At 73.9% G+C, this 16,891-nt stretch carries 16 protein-coding genes; 8 read left to right on the top strand and 8 right to left on the bottom strand.

Going from position 1 to position 16,891, the window contains the following annotated elements; all coding sequences use genetic code 11:
* Positions 1-356: 356 nt before the first annotated feature.
* A complete protein-coding gene (locus tag ACH4ZX_RS29820) occupies positions 357-935 on the top strand; it encodes a TetR/AcrR family transcriptional regulator (RefSeq protein ID WP_398279324.1) in 579 nt (192 codons plus the stop codon).
* Positions 936-977: 42 nt separating this feature from the next.
* Here the strand turns inward: ACH4ZX_RS29820 and ACH4ZX_RS29815 are convergent, their stop codons facing one another.
* The 3 genes from ACH4ZX_RS29815 to ACH4ZX_RS29805 form a co-directional block, all read right to left on the bottom strand.
* Entirely contained in the window at positions 978-1,934 is a 957-nt protein-coding gene (locus ACH4ZX_RS29815; protein WP_398279321.1) for an NAD-dependent epimerase/dehydratase family protein, read from the bottom strand.
* On the bottom strand, positions 1,934-3,196 hold the full coding sequence (locus ACH4ZX_RS29810; RefSeq protein WP_398279318.1) for a hypothetical protein: 1,263 nt from the start codon (positions 3,194-3,196) through the stop codon (positions 1,934-1,936). The genes ACH4ZX_RS29815 and ACH4ZX_RS29810 overlap by 1 nt, the downstream gene beginning before the upstream one ends.
* 218 nt (positions 3,197-3,414) lie before the next feature.
* Positions 3,415-3,627 carry a hypothetical protein gene (locus ACH4ZX_RS29805; RefSeq protein WP_398279315.1) on the bottom strand — a complete coding sequence of 71 codons (213 nt, stop codon included), beginning with the start codon at positions 3,625-3,627 and terminating at the stop codon, positions 3,415-3,417.
* A 214-nt stretch (positions 3,628-3,841) separates the two neighbouring features.
* On the opposite strand from ACH4ZX_RS29805, the gene ACH4ZX_RS29800 reads away from it, so the two are divergent.
* The 4 genes from ACH4ZX_RS29800 to ACH4ZX_RS29785 all read left to right on the top strand — a co-directional run bounded on the left by ACH4ZX_RS29800 (position 3,842) and on the right by ACH4ZX_RS29785 (position 6,652).
* Positions 3,842-4,666, top strand: a complete 825-nt coding sequence (locus ACH4ZX_RS29800; protein ID WP_398279312.1) for a helix-turn-helix domain-containing protein — start codon at positions 3,842-3,844, stop codon at positions 4,664-4,666.
* A 111-nt stretch (positions 4,667-4,777) separates the two neighbouring features.
* Entirely contained in the window at positions 4,778-5,254 is a 477-nt protein-coding gene (locus tag ACH4ZX_RS29795) for a DUF5949 family protein (RefSeq protein ID WP_398279309.1), read from the top strand.
* Positions 5,255-5,524: 270 nt separating this feature from the next.
* A complete protein-coding gene (locus ACH4ZX_RS29790) occupies positions 5,525-5,734 on the top strand; it encodes a hypothetical protein (RefSeq protein WP_398279306.1) in 210 nt (69 codons plus the stop codon).
* Positions 5,735-5,767: 33 nt separating this feature from the next.
* Positions 5,768-6,652, top strand: coding sequence for a universal stress protein (locus tag ACH4ZX_RS29785; RefSeq protein ID WP_398279303.1), 885 nt, complete (start codon positions 5,768-5,770; stop codon positions 6,650-6,652).
* Between the two features lie 20 nt (positions 6,653-6,672).
* Here ACH4ZX_RS29785 and ACH4ZX_RS29780 read toward each other — a convergent pair whose 3' ends face one another.
* Genes ACH4ZX_RS29780 through acsA form a run of 5 tightly spaced genes read right to left on the bottom strand, consistent with a single transcriptional unit; the run spans position 6,673 to position 12,400 of the window.
* On the bottom strand, positions 6,673-6,921 hold the full coding sequence (locus tag ACH4ZX_RS29780; RefSeq protein ID WP_398279300.1) for an acyl carrier protein: 249 nt from the start codon (positions 6,919-6,921) through the stop codon (positions 6,673-6,675).
* 1 nt (position 6,922) lies between these two features.
* Positions 6,923-8,452, bottom strand: coding sequence for a dihydrolipoamide acetyltransferase family protein (locus ACH4ZX_RS29775; RefSeq protein WP_398279297.1), 1,530 nt, complete (start codon positions 8,450-8,452; stop codon positions 6,923-6,925).
* Between the two features lie 2 nt (positions 8,453-8,454).
* Entirely contained in the window at positions 8,455-9,450 is a 996-nt protein-coding gene (locus ACH4ZX_RS29770) for an alpha-ketoacid dehydrogenase subunit beta (protein WP_398279294.1), read from the bottom strand.
* Between the two features lie 2 nt (positions 9,451-9,452).
* The gene (pdhA, locus tag ACH4ZX_RS29765; protein WP_398279291.1) at positions 9,453-10,613 is read right to left on the bottom strand and encodes a pyruvate dehydrogenase (acetyl-transferring) E1 component subunit alpha; all 1,161 of its coding nucleotides are present in this window, start codon (positions 10,611-10,613) and stop codon (positions 9,453-9,455) included.
* Complete coding sequence (gene acsA, locus ACH4ZX_RS29760) at positions 10,610-12,400, bottom strand: acetate--CoA ligase (protein WP_398279288.1); 1,791 nt, start codon at positions 12,398-12,400, stop codon at positions 10,610-10,612. The genes pdhA and acsA overlap by 4 nt, the downstream gene beginning before the upstream one ends.
* A gap of 359 nt (positions 12,401-12,759) precedes the next feature.
* Between acsA and ACH4ZX_RS29755 the strand changes: the two genes are divergently transcribed.
* The 3 genes from ACH4ZX_RS29755 (at position 12,760) to ACH4ZX_RS29745 (ending at position 16,865) form a co-directional block, all read left to right on the top strand.
* Positions 12,760-14,118, top strand: a complete 1,359-nt coding sequence (locus ACH4ZX_RS29755; RefSeq protein ID WP_398279285.1) for a nicotinate phosphoribosyltransferase — start codon at positions 12,760-12,762, stop codon at positions 14,116-14,118.
* 144 nt (positions 14,119-14,262) lie between these two features.
* A complete protein-coding gene (locus ACH4ZX_RS29750; protein ID WP_398279282.1) occupies positions 14,263-15,249 on the top strand; it encodes a phosphotransferase family protein in 987 nt (328 codons plus the stop codon).
* An 83-nt stretch (positions 15,250-15,332) separates the two neighbouring features.
* On the top strand, positions 15,333-16,865 hold the full coding sequence (locus tag ACH4ZX_RS29745; RefSeq protein ID WP_398279279.1) for an MFS transporter: 1,533 nt from the start codon (positions 15,333-15,335) through the stop codon (positions 16,863-16,865).
* Positions 16,866-16,891 lie beyond the last annotated feature (26 nt).

Here is a 16,891-nt window from a genome sequence, read left to right as displayed (position 1 = left end):
CGCTGGGTGCAGATGCGTGCAGATGCCTGCTGAGGTGTGGTGGCTGCGTGACGACTCGGGTGACGCGGGGTGACGTGCGCGCAGTCGGGCCGGACGGGACCGGCGGCGGGTCGCGGTGGCTGCCGGGAGGTACGTCGTGGAGGTGCGTCGTGGGTGCGGTGGGGCGCTGAGGCTGAAGTGGGTTTCCGCCGCGGGTGATGCGCACCGGTGCGCGGCGGTGCGCGCGGACTGCCGTACGGTCGCGGCCACGGCTATGGTGAGCCCAACCGGACAACCGTCCGCTCGACAGAAACGTAACGGACAGCTGTCCGGTTAGCAAGGACCGGGTTGGGTCACGGGCCCGCTAGGAGTGACGAGTGCAGCATCAGAAGGACGCACCCCTGCGCTCGGACGCGCAGCGCAACCGCGAGCGCATCCTCGATGTCGCCCTGGCCGAACTGACGCGACGCCCGGACGTGCCCCTCAGCGCGATCGCCAAGAAGGCCGGCGTCGGCCAGGGGACGTTCTACCGCAACTTCCCCAACCGCGAGACCCTCGTCCTGGAGCTGTACCGCCACGAGATGCGGCAGGTGGCCGACAGCGCGGCCCCGCTGCTCCAGGCGCTGCCGCCGCAGCAGGCGCTGCGCACCTGGATGGACCGGCTGGCCGAATTCGCCATGGCCAAGGCCGGCCTGGCCGACGCGATCCGCCTCGCCACCAGCACCCCGGGAGGCCCCGCCAAACCGGCTCCCACCCCCGTCACCGAGGCAGCCGAGCTGCTTCTGCGCGCCAACGAGGAAGCCGGCACCATCCGCCCCGGCGTGACGTCGGACGACTTCTTCCTGGCCATCGCCGGGCTGTGGCAGATCACCCCCTCCGAGGACTGGCGGCCACGCGCCTCCCGCCTCCTCGACCTCGTCATGGACGGCCTGCGCGCCGGAGCGGCACGGCCCTGAGGGCCTTGTCGGGCGGGCTCACGGTTCCCCGAGGCCCGCCCGTCATGCCGGCGCCGCCGGCCGGGCCAGCTCCGCCGCGAAGCCCGTCCGCCACGACGGATGACGCGGCTGCCAGCCGAGTTCGCGCTTGGCCTTGGCGTTGGAGAAGCCGCGGCCCTCGGTCATCATCACCACCGCCTGGTCGCCGGCCAGCAGCCGGGCCAGCCACACCGGGACCCGCATCGGCCGCTTCGCCCCCGCGCACGCCGCCAGGTGGGGCAGCCACTCGCTCGCCGGGGCCGGTTCGTCGTCGACGACGTTGAACACGCCCCGCGCCTTCTGCTCCACGGCCAGGACGGTGGCGCTCGCCGCGTCGTCGAGGTGCACCCACGAGCTGTAGCCCGTGCCCCGCCCGATCAGCGGGTACTGCCGCTTGCGGAGCAGTTCGACCTGGTCGTCGATGGCGCCCGGACCGTAGAACGCGCCGTAGCGCAGGAACGCGCCGCCGGCTCGCAGGACCGCTTCCTCCGCGTACCGCAGCGTCTCCAGGCCGGCCTGGGCCGCCGTGCCCTCCAGCACGTCCAGCGGGTCCTCCTCGGTCTTCACCCACCCACCCTCGCGGATGCCGTTCCAGGACGCGTAGCCCTGCGCGACGACGTGGGACACCCCGGTCGCCTCGGCCGCTGCCAGCAGGTGGTCGGTGCCCTCCCTGCGCAGCCGGTTGGTGAGGGCGAACCACCGGTCCGGGTGCTTGATGTCGGGCTTTCCGGCGTGCGTCCGGGAGATCGCGGTCATCTGGTGCACGATCACCTCCGGCCGGGCGTCGGCCACCGCCTTCCCCACCGACGCCGCGTCCAGCCCGTCCATCACCACCGCGTCCGCGCCCAGCCCCCGCAGCGGGCCCAGTCTGTCCGCGGTCGTGGTGGTGGCCGTCACCTGGTGGCCGCGTGCCAGGAGCTGCGGCACCAGCCGCCGCCCCAGGACCCCGGTCCCGCCTGCCACGAAGACCCGCATGATCATCACCTTCCCGACGTGAACGTCTCTGCCTTCCTCTCTTGGACGACACGGCCCGCCGGTCTGTGACACGCGGGCAGGACCGCGCACGTACGGGGCAGACCGGCCGGGGTGAGCGACGTGGCCTCCGGGATCGGGACGTCCGTGCCCCAGGCCGGGAAGGACTTGGTGTCGCCGCCCTCGGTCCACAGGTAGGTGACGGTCACCCAGCCGTTGTCGTTCAGGCCGACGTTGTAGAAGATGCCGTCGGCCAGGTCGATGCCGGCCGGGTTGGCGACCCGGCGGCCGAACTCGTCCTCTCCGTCGTTGTAGCCGTCCTGGTGCGCCGCCTGCGCCTCGGGCAGGCCGCGGGGGAGGTCGCTCCACTGCTCGCGCTGCGTGGAGGGGTTCCAGTGGTCGTCGTGCGTGTTCCAGGGGCCGACGTCCCACACGGGCGCCGTCTCGCAGCGCGCCGGCCCGCACACCTGCACCGAGTACTGGCCGCTGCCCTTGGGCGACAGGGCGCGGCGCGAGGGCAGGGCGACGAAGTGGTCGTCGCTGGTGATGACGTGTCCGTTGGCGGTGGTGCGGCCGACCAGTCCCTCGCGGGTGGCGTAGACGCGGGCCGAGAAGGCGGAGGCCGCGGGCTCGGCGGGCGAGGCGCCGGTGTCGTCCGCGGTCAGCGTCAGGCGGCGGACGACGGGCGCGGCGCCGGCCTTGTCGCTCCACAGCGTCAGCCGGGCCTGCACGTCGCCGACCGGGCGGGGCAGTCGGGCCGGGGTGCCCGTGGTCGCCTGCCGCCATTCGGACCAGACGCCGCCGGCGTCCCGGCCACGGATGTCGACCACCACGCTCGCGCCGACCGGCACGGCGGCGTCCAGGTCCACCGTCACCCGGTTCACCGGCCGGTCGAGGTGGTGTGCCCGCAGTACGGCGGAGGCGTATCCGCGGTCCCGGCCCAGCGACGCGGGACTGAGGGAACGGTCGCTCACGCCCAGCGCGCCGCCGCTGTAGCGGACGTTGAAGCCGTCGGCGCCGAGCGCCGAGAGGTCCACCCGCCACGACTGCCGGGACGCGTCGGTGCCGGGCGTGCGGCCGGGTGTGCCGCTGCCGGGTCTGCCGGTGCCGGTGCCGGGTCTGTCGGCGCGGGGCGCGGCGGTGGATCGCGGGGCCGTGCTCAGCGCGGTGCCGGCGAGGGCGAGCAGGCAGACGGCGCCGCTCAGCGCGGGCCGGATACGGGTTCTGCGGCGGGTCGCGGCACCTGGGTGTCCGGTGCGGGAGGTCGGCATGAAAGGACTCCTGAGTTGCTCCTGGGTGGCGAGCGTCGTCGACGTCGGGGAGGTACATACCCCCAGCGGGCATCTCCGGGCCGCTCGCGGGGCCAGGCGGGGGACGCCCCGGCGCCGACCGCCACCCGTGCGGGTGGTCGAGCGGCGGCTCCGGTGGTCCCGGACCCGTCGCCGCCCGCGCCCCCGCGCGGGCCGGCCGGCGGCCCGGCCACGGCTCGTCAGGGCTTGGCGGGCCTGGGCGCGGGCGGTGACGCGGCGGGCGCGAGGGCGTACGTGCCGATGAGACCGGCCACGCCGAGCACACAGTCCACGTAGACGGCCGTCGACTGCGAGGGCCCGTGGCAGGCGATGACGAGAACGACGCCGATCACGAGGACGGCGAGGAAGGTCAGGTAGTGGCGGCGCAGTGACGCCGCGAAGTCGATCAGCACGCTTTTCTCACCTTCTCGAGGACTGTCGGACTGATGGCGTCCTCCATTCGACCGGTCGGCGCACCGGCCGTCCAGGGAATCCGATGGCCTCCGAATCATCCGGAAACAGAGGGAAGTTCAGCCTTCTTCGAGGAAATTCGGCGAAGTTCCGCGCCGCGTGCCGAGGGGGTGCGAGCATCTCGGGCGTCCGGGTCGGGTCAGGCACAGGGGGAACATGAACGGCAACTCGAACGGCGCGGCGCCTGCCTCGCAGCGGTTCGCCGCGGAGCTGCGACGGCTGCGCGTCATGGCAGGGAATCCTCAGCTCAAGACGATCGCCGCCCGGGCGCAGTGCAGTCAGGCGACCGTCTCCGAGGCCCTCAACGGCCGCCGTCTGCCCAGTGAGGCGGTGACCCGCCAGCTGGTCGGCGCGCTGGGCGGCGACTGGCCGCGCTGGAAGGAGCTGTGGCGGGCCGCGAGAACCGAGCTGGACGACCGGAAGCACCACACGCCCGAGACGCCGCTGCGGACGCTGCAGGCCGAGATGGTCTGCTATCCGGACCCTTCCGCCTTCTACCGGGCCGCGGCCGAGCGGGTCCGTGCGGCCCGCCGGGAGATCCGCCTCACCTACTTACGGCTTCATCCTCCGAGCCAGTGGGCCTCCCCCGACGTGACCGCCTATTACGAGACGGTGCTGCGGTGGGCCCGGGAGCACGCCGGCGAGTCCGCCAGCGTCCGGCGCATCATCGGCGTTCCGGAGCGCGAGGGCGTGCCGAAGCCCGCCTATCTGGGGTGGCTGCTGGAGCATCAGGCTGAGGTCAGGGACGTGTACGCCTACGAGGCGCGCGTGATGTCCTGGAACAACGCCTGCGGCTGGCACAACTTTTCCATCATGGACGACTCCGTCATCCATCTCTCCTTCTCCGGTGTCGGCCGTCAGCAGCTCAGCGGGTTCAGCGTCGAAGGCCCGGTCTTCCTGTCCTACTTCGCGGCCATCTTCGACCGCGCCTGGGGCGCGTTGCAGCCGCTCGACGAGTACGTGGCGAGGCACACCCGTTAGCGGGGCCGTCAACGGCGTCGACCTCTCGTTCGTGTGACCCGGCCGCGGGGGTGTCGGCCATTGGGGTGAGAGCCGGGCCGGGGGGTGCCGGCGCGTCGATAGATTCCCGCCGTGACCACAACCCAGCGTGAGACGCCGTCCCTGCGCACCTCGGATCTCGGCAAGATCGTCATCATGGCCTGGAACCGGCCCACCGACCGAGGGAACCTGCCCTACCTCCTCGCCTGTTCTCTCGGGGACCGCGAGCACTCGTCGGCAGCCGTCGAGCAGCTTCTGCTGAGCGCCGGACTCATCGTGGGCGGCGACGTCGTCGACGCGACCCGGCGATCGGACCTGCCGGTCAGCCTGCTCGTGGTGCCCGGGTCGGCCGTCTTCACCATGCCGCACATCACCGTGCAGTTCGTCCCGCCGCAGGGGTGGCTGGCCGCGGCCGAGGAGCAAGGGGTCGCCTGTCTGGTCTTCACCACGCGCCCGTGGGCCGGCGGGGAACCGGGTGACTACCAGGCCCTGGCGGCCTTCGCCAACGACGAGGAGACACTGAGGTCGTCGGCGCGGGTCGTCCTCCCCGCGCGCGGCCTGCGCAGCTGAGCCCCGCCCGGGCGGTCCTGTTCGCTGCGGGCATCGGCCGGCCGTTGTTTACTGGCTATGAGCGGTGACCGGCAGGGCACGAACTGCCGGGGCGGCCGAAGCGGTGGTGCCTGCCCGCACCCCGCGCACGCACGGGCTGAGCGACGAGGGGCACCCGCCGTCGAGCGACACCTCGCCGCGACCGGGAGAGGCCGGCACGCGTGGCCGGCCGGCCGTGATCGCCCCGCCGAGCGGCGGCCCGGCCCGTCACCACCTCGAAAGGAAGAGCGAATGACTCAGAACCAGCCCGGAGAACCCAACGCCCCGCTCGGACCGGAAGCCCGGCTGAGCCGACTGGAAGCACAGGTCGCGACCCTGGCCGAGGCCGTACGGGTACTCGCCCGCGGCCTGGAGAACGTGCCCTCCGAGGAAGCGGCGCCCGAGGATGCCGCACGCGGCGCCCGGTTCGCCCACGAACTCCTGCTCTCCCAGGGCCTGTAGCCGCCCCGGAGCGCCGGACCACCGGGAGTCCGCATGACGCACGCACCAGGACGTGAGCCGATCGTGGCAGGCCTCGACCCCGATCCCGGCAGACGCGTCGCGCTCGCCTGGGCCGCCGACGAGGCGGCCCGACGGCACCTGCCCCTGCTGCTGGTCCTCGCGCAGAACGTGCCGACCCCCGGGTACCGGCCGGCCGGCGGGCTGCCGTCCTGGGAGGAGTGGAACACGGCCCTGCACGCGACGGGGGACCGCGCGCTGCACGAGGCGGTGGCCTTCGCCGAGTCCCGGCATCCGCAGCTACGGGTGACCGGGCTGCTGGCGGAGGGGCATCCCGCGTGGGTGCTGCGCGAGCAGGCCCAGCACGCCACCATGGTCGTGCTCGGCTCCTGGCACCTGAGCGCTCTCCACGAGCTGTTCGCCTCCACCGCGGTGGCCCTGCCGCTCGTCGCCCAGGCCCCCTGCCCCGTGGTGGTCGTGCCCGAGGCGGAGCACGTCACGCAGCAGCCGCCGTACTTCGTGGTCGGGGTGGACGGCAGCCCGCAGTCCGCGGCCGCCGTCGACCTCGCCTTCGAGGAGGCCGCGCTGCGCGGCGCCGTCCTGCGGGCCCTGTACGTGTGGCACCCGCCCCGGCTCGGTGTGCTGGACGAGGAGGCGGCCGTCGAGGAGTGCCGCCGGCTGCTGTCGGAGACGGTGGCCGGGCGCACCGCCGCCCATCCCGAGGTGGAACTGCACCACGAGGTCGTGCACGGCCACCCGGTGCAGGTCCTGGCCAAGGCGGCCGAGCACGCCCTCGGCCTGGTCGTGGGCACCCGCGGGCACGGCGGCTTCACCGGGATGCTGCTGGGCTCCGTCAGCCACGGCGTACTGCACCACGCGCGCTGCCCGGTCATCACCGTTCCCCGGAAGCAGCGCTCTTAGGGCCTGGTTGGCGCCGCCCGTCACTCCGCCGTGTGGGCGACGAGGAAGTCGGCGCTGCCGGACAGTGTGCTGAGCCGCGGCGTGTCCTCGTCCTCGATGCGCACGCCGGACCGCTCGCTGAGGACCTCGACGAAATTCAGGAAGTCCAGCGAGTCCATCTCCAGCACCTCGCGGAACGCGTCGTCGGGGCCCAGGGCGGCGACGTCGGCGCCGGGGACGACGCTGGAGATCGATTCCCTGACCATGTCCAGTGCATCGGTTCGGTTCATGTCACAGCTGCTCCGGGTTCTGCAGGAGGTGGGTGACGGAGGTGAGGTAGTGGGCGCCGATGGCACCGTCCGTCGCCCGGTGGTCGGCCGAGAGGGTCACCGTGACCACGGGCCGCACGCCCAGCAGCCCGTCGACGGCGCACGGCCGGTCGACCACCCGCCCGAAGCCGACCAGGGCCACCTGCGGCGGGTAGATCACGCCGAAGACCGTCTCCACGCCCTGGTCGCCGAGGTTGGTGACGGTGATCGTGGCGTCGGACACCTCGGAACCGCGCAGCCGGCCGGTACGGGCCCGGGCGACCAGGTCCCTCAGGGCGGTCATCAACTCCGGGAGTGCCAGGGTGTCGGCGTGGTGCAGGGCTGGGGCCACGAGTCCGCCGCCGCGCAGGGACACGGCCACGCCGAGGTGGACGTCCTCGCCCGCGGTGAAGTGGTCGTCGGTCCAGAAGCCGTTGAGCTCGGGCACCTCCCGGGCCGCCAGGGCCGCCGCCTTGAGCAGCAGAGCCGCGGGGAGCAGCCGTTCGCCGACCGGGCGTCGCCGGTTGCGCTCGCGCAGCCAGTCCATCGCGGCGGCCAGGTCCACGGTCGTGGAGAGGTAGTAGTGGGGGATGTCCCGGTTGGCGCGGCTCATCAGGGCGGCGATCGCCCGGCGCATGGCCGCCGCCCGCTCTTCGGCGGGCCGCGCGGCAGGGCGTACGGTCTCGGCGCCCGCGGGCGGCGCCGGGACCGCCGGGGCGGGGGCCACCGGGCCGGGCGCCGCTCGGCGTACGTCCGCGGCCCGCACGGCGGACCCGCTGCCCGTCCCCGTCACCGTGGCCAGGTCGACGCCCAGTTCGGCGGCGAGCCGCCGGGCGAACGGGGTGGCCCGCACGCGCGATGGCCCGGGAGCGGCCCGGGCGGCCGCCGCCCGCTCGACGTCGGTCCGGGTGACGCGCCCTCCGGGGCCGGAGCCGCGCAGGGCCTCCAGGTCGACGTCGCCGTGTTCCGCGAGATGCCGGACCAGGGGGCCGGCCTCGAAGTGGCCGGGCAGCCGATCGGCGGGCGGTACCGGCATCGGTTCCGGCATCGGTTCCGGCACCGGAACCGGCGCGGCGGGCCCCGGTGGCGGGGACGGAGGCGCGGCGGGCGCGGCGGGCGCGGCCTTCTTCGGCGCGCGACGGGGCGGTCGCCGCTCCTCCGCCCGCCCGGCTTCCGCGGGGGCCTCGGGTTTCCCGGCCTTCGCCGGTTTCCCGGGCTTGTGCGGCCGTCCGGGCTTGTGCGGCCGTCCCATACCTTCCGGTTCCGCGGCCTTCTCCGCCGTCGGCCCGATCAGCGCGAGCGGTGTGCCCACCGGCACCGTCGTGCCGGGTTCGACGAGCATCTCCGTCATGGTCCCGGTCTCGAAGCACTCCACCTCGATGGTCGACTTGGCGGTCTCGACGACCGCGACCGGGTCACCCCGGTGGACCGGGTCGCCGGGCGACACCAGCCATTCCAGGAGCGTGCCCTCGTCCATGTCCGCGCCGAGGGAGGGCATGGTGAACTCGGCCATGATCAGTCCACCGTCCGGTGGGCCGCCGCGACGATGTCGGCGGTCTGCGGCAGGGCGGCCTCCTCCAGCCGCCGGGCGTACGGCATGGGCACCTCGGCGCTGCACACCCGCTCGACGGGCGCGTCCAGTTCGTAGAACGACGTTTCCGCGATGCGGGCCGACACCTCGGCGGCGAGGCTTCCCGTCCGCCATGCCTCGTCGACGACCACCGCACGGTGGGTACGGGCCACCGAAGCGGTGACGGCCGCGTCGTCGAGGGGGCGGAGCGTGCGCAGGTCGATCACTTCGGCGCTGATGCCCTCGGCGGCGAGTTCGTCCGCCGCCGCGAGGGTCTTGGGCAGTGAACCGCCGTAGGTGATCAGGGAGATGTCGGTGCCGGGGCGGCGGACGGCGGCATGGTCGAGGTCGACCGGGGCGGTGGGCGGGAGGAGTTCGCCGGAGGCGTTGTAGAGGCTGCCGTGTTCGAAGATCAGTACGGGGTCGGGGTCGGCGAGCGCCGGGGCCAGCATGTGGCGGGCGTCCTCCAGGGTGGCGGGGGCGAGGACGCGGATGCCGGGGATGTGCGCGTACCAGCCCTCCAGGCTGTGCGAGTGCTGTGCGGCGAGCTGCCGTCCGGCGCCCGTGGTCATGCGGATGACCAGGGGCACGGGCAGCTGGCCGCCCGACATGTGCAGCAGGGTTGCGGCGTTGTTGAGGATCTGGTCGAGGGCGAGCAGGCTGAAGTTGACGGTCATGATCTCGACGACGGGCCGCATCCCGGCCAGCGCGGCGCCGATGCCGGCGCCCACGAAGGCGGACTCCGACAGCGGGGTGTCGCGGACGCGTTCGGGCCCGAACTCCTCCAGCAGGCCGAGGCTGACGCCGAAGCAACCGCCGTACCGCCCCACGTCCTCGCCCATGAGGAAGACCCGGTCGTCGGTGCGCAGGGCCTCCCGGAGGGCCTCGCGCAGCGCCTCCCGGTAGGTCGTCTTCGCCTCCCGCGTTCCGCCCGCGTCCATGGTCAGCTCACCGCCTCCGCCGAGGCGCTGGTGACGTGGCGGAGCAGGTTCTCCACCGGTTCCTCGGGTGCCTGTTCGGCCGCTTCCACGGCGTCGTCGATCTCGGCGGCGATCCGCTGTTCCATCCGGGCGAGCTCCTCGTCGCCGGGCTCACCGGCCGGCTCACCGCTCTCCCGCATGCGGTCCTTGAGCAGGCCGATCGGGTCCCGCTCCTTCCACCGCTCGACCTCCGCCTTGGCGCGGTAGCGGTCCGGGTCGTACATCGAGTGGGCGCGGAAGCGGTAGGTGCGCAGCTCCAGGAAGTGCGGCCCGGTACCGGCCCGGATGCCCTCCACGGCCCGGCGGGCGGCCTGCTCGACGGCCTCGACGTCCATGCCGTTCACGGCCCAGGCGGGCATGCCGTAGGAGGCGGCGCGCATCGCCAGGTCGGTCTGCGCGTGCTCCCGGGCCAGCGCGGTGCCCATGGCGTAGAGGTTGTTCTCGCAGACCAGCAGCAGCGGCAGCTTCCACAGGGCCGCCAGGTTCGCCGTCTCGTGGAACGCGCCCTCGGCGAAGGCGCCGTCGCCGAAGAAGCAGCAGGTGACGCCGGCCCGTCCCCGCATGCGGTCGGCGAGCGCGAGTCCCGCGGCGAGCGGAAGCCCGCCGGCGACGATCGCGCTGCCGCCGTAGAAGCGGCGGCTCGCGTCGAACAGGTGCATCGACCCGCCCCGGCCGCCGCTGCAGCCGGTCGTCCGGCCGTACATCTCCGCCATGACGGCCTCGGCCGTGATCCCGCGGGCCAGGGCGTGACCGTGTTCCCGGTAGGTGGAGACGACCGCGTCCTCGGGGGTCAGCGCCTCGTTGACGCCGACGGCCACGGCCTCCTCACCGATGTAGAGGTGGACGAAACCGCGGATCTTCGCGGCGCTGTAGAGCTCCACGCAGCGTTCCTCGAAGCGCCGGATGCGCAGCATCGCCTCCAGCAGGTCCCTGCGGTGCTCGGTGCTCGCCTTCTCCTTGTCCGCGGCGGACTTCCCGGCGGACTTCCCGGCGGACTTCCCGGCGGATTTCCCGGCAGATTTCCCGGCAGATTCCCCGGCGGATTTCGCGGCGGACGCGCCGGATTGCGCGGCGGGCTTCGGGTGTGCCGGGTCCGTCCGCGTACGGGTGCGGGCCACACTCATGAGGGTCCCTCCAAGGTCGACAAGTCGCCGGTGGGCAGCCCGAGTTCCCGGGCGCGCAGCAGGCGGCGCATCACCTTCCCGCTGCGGGTCTTGGGCAGGTTCTGGTCGAACGCGATCTCCCGGGGAGCCACCGCGGGGCCCAGCTTGCGGCGGCCGAAGGCGAGCAGGTCCCGCTCCAGGTCCGGGGTCGGCTCGACACCGGGGCACAGCGACACGAACGCCTTGACGACGTTCCCGGCGACCGGGTCCGGCCGTCCGATCACCCCGGCCTCGGCCACCGACGGGTGTTCCATCAGCGCGCTCTCCACCTCGAACGGGCCGATCAGGTGCCCGGCCGACTTGATGACGTCGTCGGCCCGCCCCACGAACCAGTACCACCCGTCCGCGTCCCGGCGCACCAGGTCACCGGTCAGGTACCAGCCGTCGGCGAACGCGGCGTCGTAGCGCTCCTTGTCGTGCAGGTAGCCGCGGAACATCGACGGCCAGCCCGGACGCAGCGCCAGCTCGCCCTCGACGTCCGGGCTGCGCACCTCCCTGACCCCGCCGTCGACGACCAGCGCCCGGCCGTCCTCTCCCTGCTCCAGCACGGTCGCGTCGACGCCGGGCAGCGGCCGTCCCATCGAGCCGGGCCGGATCTCGCACGCCGCGTAGTTCGCGATCATGATGCAGCCGGTCTCCGTCTGCCACCAGTTGTCGTGCACCGGCAGGCCCAGCACGTCGCGGCCCCAGACGACGGCCTCCGGGTTGAGCGGCTCGCCGACGGAGGCGATGAAGCGCAGGGCCGACAGGTCGTAGGAGCGCGGCAGGTCGTACGGGCCCTGGCGGGGGGTGGCGCGCATCAGCATGCGCAGCGCCGTGGGGGCCGTGTACCAGACGGTGACCCGTTCCCGGCCGAGGATCCGGTACCAGCGCCGGGCGTCGTAGTCGCCCTCGTCCACGACCACCGTCACACCGTGGGCGAGCGGGGCGATGATCCCGTACGACATGCCGGTGACCCAGCCGGGGTCGGCGGTGCACCAGTACACGTCCTCGGGGCGCAGATCGAGCGCGTACGCGGCGGTGGCGTAGTGGGCCACGACGGCCTCGTGGACGTGGACCGCGCCCTTGGGGGTGCCGGTGGTGCCGCTCGTGAAGTGCAGCAGGGCCATGTCGTCGGGCGAGGTCGGCGGGACGGTGAAGGTGTCCGGGGCGGCGGACAGCGCGTCGTCGAAGGACGTGGTGCCGGGCAGGTCCTCGGCGCCCGGGCCGGTGATCAGGACGTGCTCGAGCCGGGGGAGCGATGCGCGGCGCTCGGCGACCTTGCGCCGGTAGAGGGCCGCGGTGGTGACCAGGACCCGCGCGTCACCGAGTCTGAGGCGCTGTTCCACCGGGTCGGGGCCGAAGGCGGAGAAGAGCGGGCACAGCACGCTGGTGTTCTTCAGTGTGCCCAGCACCGTGGTGTAGAGCTCGGGGCAGCGGCCGAGCAGGGTGAACACCCGGTCCCCGTGGCCGATGCCGAGCGAGCGCAGGACGTTCGCGAAGCGGGCCGTACGGCGGGCCAGTTCCGCGTAGGTGACGGTGGTGACGGAGTCGTCCCGGGCGACGCACCGCAGCGCGGCCTTGTCCGCCAGGTCCGAGCCCGCGTGCCGGTCGACCGCCTCGTGGGCCATGTTGAGGCCGCCGCCGGGCAGCCCGGCCAGTGCGGTGCGCGCCTGCGACCAGGTGAACGCGGAGCGTGTCCGCTCGTAGTCGGTGAGACGGGGAGCGACGACCGGTGCGGTGTCCTTGTGGATCGTTTCCCAGTGCATGGGCGCTCCTCCCGCCACTGCCCCCGGTCTCCAGAGTCGCCGAGCCCGGCCCCGGCTGCACCTCGGCCGGAGCGATCGGTCACGGAGCCGGGCCGGCGTCCGGCCGGGCGGGCGGGGGCGCAACCGGTTCTGGGCAACAGGTCCGGGGCAACGGGTCCTGGGCGACAGGTCCGGAGACCGGACGTCGGCCCCGCAGGGACTTTCGGCCCTGTGCCGGACCGCTCCGCCGTTCGATGGTGGGACCAGGCGGTCGTAGAACGGCGGGCGACCTGCCGGAGGCCGGCTTCGACGGGCGGGCGTGCCGCTGTGGCGCCTGCCGGTGACGGGGCGACTTGGCGACGGCCGAGGAGGTGCCGCCCATGTCCGATGCGACGACCACCGATCTGTACGAAGTGACGATGGCCATGTCCTATCTGCGGGAGGGCATGACCGGCCCGGCGACCTTCAGCCTCTTCGTCCGCGAGCTGCCTCCCGAGCGGGGCTTTCTGGTCGCCGCGGGGCTGGAGTCGGCCCTGGACTACCTGTCCGGCCTGCGTGTCGGCCCCGAGGACGTCGACGCCTTCGCCTCCGCGCTGCACCGGCCGCCACGAGACCTGGAGCCGCTGCTCGGCCTGGAGTTCACCGGCAGCGTGCGGGCGGTGCCGGAGGGGCGGATCGTGCTCGCGGGAGAGCCCCTGCTGGAGGTGACGGCGCCGCTTCCGCAGGCGCAGCTGGCCGAGACGTACGTGCTCAACCAGCTCAGCCACCAGACCACGATCGCCTCCAAGGCCGCGCGCTGCGTGCTCGCCGCGGCCGGGCATCCGGTCGTGGACTTCTCGCTGCGGCGCACCCACGGCCCGCAGTCCGGGTTCCAGGCGGCCCGTCTCGGTGGGCTGGTCGGCTTCGCCGGGACGAGCAACGTGGCCGCGGCGACCGCCGTGGGCATTCCCGCCGTCGGCACCATGGCCCACTCCTTCGTGGAGGCGTTCGCCACGGAGGAGGACGCGTTCCGCGCCTTCGCGCGGTGCCACCCCGGTCCGGTGACCTTCCTGGTGGACACCTACGACACCGAGGAGGGCGTGCGCGTCGCGGCGCGCGTCCTGCGCGACCTGGACCGCGGGCCGGGCTCGGCCGTGCGGCTGGACAGCGGCGACCTCGGGGCGCTGGCGGTGCGCGCACGGGCCGTCCTCGACGACGCGGGCCTGCCCGGCGTACGGATCACCGCCAGCGGCGGTCTCGACGAGTACGGCGTGGACGACCTGGTCCGCCGCGGCGCGCCGATCGACGTCTACGCCGTCGGCACCCGCGTCGGGGTCTCGGCCGACGCGCCCTTCCTGGACTCCGCCTACAAGATGGTGGAGTACGACGGCCGGCCGGTGATGAAGCTGTCCTCGGCCAAGGTGACGGCACCGGCGCCGAAGCAGGTGTTCCGCCGCCCCGGGTACGCCGACGTGATCGGGCTCGCCGGGGAACCGCCGCCCGACGACGGCGGACCGTTGCTGGAGACGGTGATGCGGGACGGGCGGCGCACCGGCCGCCGGTCCACGCTCGACGAGTGCCGGCGGCGATTCGCCGCGGACCTGGGTGAACTGCCCTCGGCGGCCCGGCGGGTCCGGGCGCCGGTCGCACCGCGCGCGACGGCCTCCGAGCGCCTGACCGCACTCACCGCCCGCGTCCGGCGCCACATCGAGGAGCGGGTGTCGCCCGGCTCCGCACGGCCCCGGCCGTCAGGACGCTGAAGGCTCCGGGCCGTGCGGTCACTGGCCGAGCCGGGGGAGATCGTGATTTCGTTCTCCGCGCCGCCGGGCGAACCGTCGCCCGGCAGGTGCGTGAGCCCGGGGGCACGGGCCGGGCGGTGCCGGGTGTCGAGGCGGGGAGTGGGCGTGGAGAGCATCACGAAGAACCGGCAGTCGCCGGAGGTCCTGCGGGCCATGGTCGAGCGGGCCTACGGCCCGGACCGTACGCCCGTGGGCGAGGGGTGGGTGAGCGAGCTGGGCCACGGCTGGTTCAACGTCGCCTACCGCGTACGGCTGCGCGACGGCTACGAGGCCGTACTGAAGATCGCGCCTCCCCCCGAGGTGGAGGTGATGACCTACGAGCGGGGCGCGATGGGGATCGAGCTGGCGATGCTGGACCTGGTCGCCGCGCACACGTCCGTGCCGGTCCCCCGCGTCGACTTCGCCGACCGCAGCCGCGAACTGTGCGGCGCGGACTGGTTCTTCATGCCGTTCGTCGACGGCGACAACCTCGGCGTCGTCGGCCCGGAACTGGCGGCCCGCGAACTGGCCGCGTACAAGGAGCAGGTGGGCGCGGCCAACCGTGAGATCAACTCCGTCCGCGGTACGGCGTTCGGGCCGCTGGCCGGCCCGGGGGACGCCTCCTGGCGCCGGGTGTTCACCGGCATCGTCGAGGACGTGCTGGGTGACGGCGAACGCCGCCGGGTCGATCTGGGCTGGGACTACGACACCGTGCGCGAGGTGCTGGCCGAGCACGCCGCGAGCCTGGACGAGGTGAGCGAGCCGCGGCTGGTGGAGTGGGATCTGTGGGACGGCAACGTCATGGTCCGCGACGGGAGGATCGCCTGCCTCATCGACCATGAGCGGGCCTTCTTCGGCGACCCGCTCATCGAGGTCGGGTTCGCCGGCACCCAGCTGGCCGCCTTCGGCGACCCCACGGACTTCATGCGCGGCTACGGGCACCCTCCGCTGACCGAGACGGAGAGCGTGCGCCGCCGCCTGTACTGCCTGCACCTGACGCTCGTCATGGTGATCGAGACCGTCTACCGGGGCCACACCGACCCCGGGCAGTACGAGTGGGCGCGCGGACAACTGGCCGAGATCATGGCGCAGCTGGGCCGCACCCGCCGTTGAAAGGGCGGCCCGGCTCTTGCCGAGCGCCCTTCCGCTGCCCCATGCTCTGCGCGACCCCACGCCCGCCCCGACGACCGTCCTGGATGCCGATGCAGCAGAGCCCCGCCCCCGACCCGCGCGGTCCGGGACGTCCAGCGGCGCGGTCCGGCGCCGGGAGCCACTCGCCCGCCGGCACCGGGACGGCGCTGCCGCGCACCGTGCGGATCGGGTACGGCCTGGGCTCCCTGGCCACCGGCGCCTTCGGCACCGTTCCCGGACTGATCCTGCTGTACTACCTGACCGACGTGCTGGCCGTGCCGGCGGCGGTCGCCGGGGCCGCGGTCTTCCTGCCCAAGGCGTGGGACGTCCTGATCAACCCGCTGGTCGGCGCCGCCGCCGACCGCAGCCGCGCCCACAGCGGCTCGCGCCGTCCCTTCCTGCTGGCGGGTGCCCTGACCCTGCCGCCGCTGTTCGCGCTGATCTTCGCCGCTCCCCCGCTGCACGGCACGGTCGCCGCCGGGTACGTGTCCGTGCTGTTCCTGCTCGCGGCGACCGCGTACGCCGTGTTCCAGGTGCCGTACGTGACGATGCCGGCCGAGATGACGGAGGATCCCGGCGAACGCGGCCGCGTGCTGGGCTGGCGGGTCGGCTTCCTCGGCGTGGCCATCCTGCTGTCCGGGGCGCTGGCGCCCGCCGTCGCCCACGCCGACGGGGACACCCCGGCCGGCTACCGGGCGATGGGCGTGCTGGTCGCCGGTTTCCTGGCGGCGGGGATGCTCGGGGCCTGGCGCGCCACCCGGCACGCGCCGGTCGTCGCGCGCAGCGCGGCGGAGGGATCGCTGCGCGCGCAGCTCGCGGCGGCCCGGGACAACCGCGCCTTCGCGCACCTGGCCGGGATGTGGACGGTCCAGGCGCTCGCGGTGGGCGTGATGCTCGCCGGGGCCCAGTACTTCGCCACGTACGTCCTCGGCTCGGCGAGCGCCGTCACACCGTTGTTCGCCTGCATGATCGGCCCGCTGATCCTGGTGACGCCGCTGTGGAACCGGCTCGCCCGCGCCCGGGGCGCCGAGTACGCCCAGTGGTGCGCCTCGGTGCTGTTCACCGCCGCCGCCGTGCTGCTGTTCGCGACGCGGTACACGCACCTCGCCGTCGGGTACGTGGCCGTGGCCCTGGTGGGGGTGGCCTACGCGGGTCTCCAGCTGCTGCCGTTGACGCTGCTGGCGCAGACCCAGTCGGCGGACGCCGCGCGGACCGGGCGGCGCCGTGCGGCGACGTTCACCGGGGTGTGGACGGCGGCGGAGACGCTCGCGATGGCCACCGGACCCGCGGTGTTCGCTCTCGTCCTGGCGGCCACGGGGTTCCGTTCCTCCGACGCCGACGAGGAGGTGGCGCAGCCTGCCGCGGCCCTCACCGGCATCGCCTCCGGGATGAGCCTGCTGCCGGCGCTGCTCTCCCTGTCCGCGCTCTGGCTGTTGCGCCGCTACGGGCAGGAGTCCGCCCGGCTCGCCCGCGAGGTGCCTCGGGGCGAGCCGGGCGACGCCGCGCCGGCCGCGGACTCCGCGGCCGTCGCCGCCGTCACGGAGTCCCTCAGCCCCGACCCCGACCGCACCCAGGAAGAGAGACGCCGTGCCCCCTGAGCCCGCAGCCGATCCCGTCGCGCAGA

Source organism: Streptomyces sp. NPDC020490 (genome assembly GCF_044335305.1).
Lineage (GTDB): Bacteria > Actinomycetota > Actinomycetes > Streptomycetales > Streptomycetaceae > Streptomyces.
The sequence above is the reverse complement of the archived record's forward strand: the minus strand, read 5'-3'. Positions and strand labels throughout refer to the sequence as shown.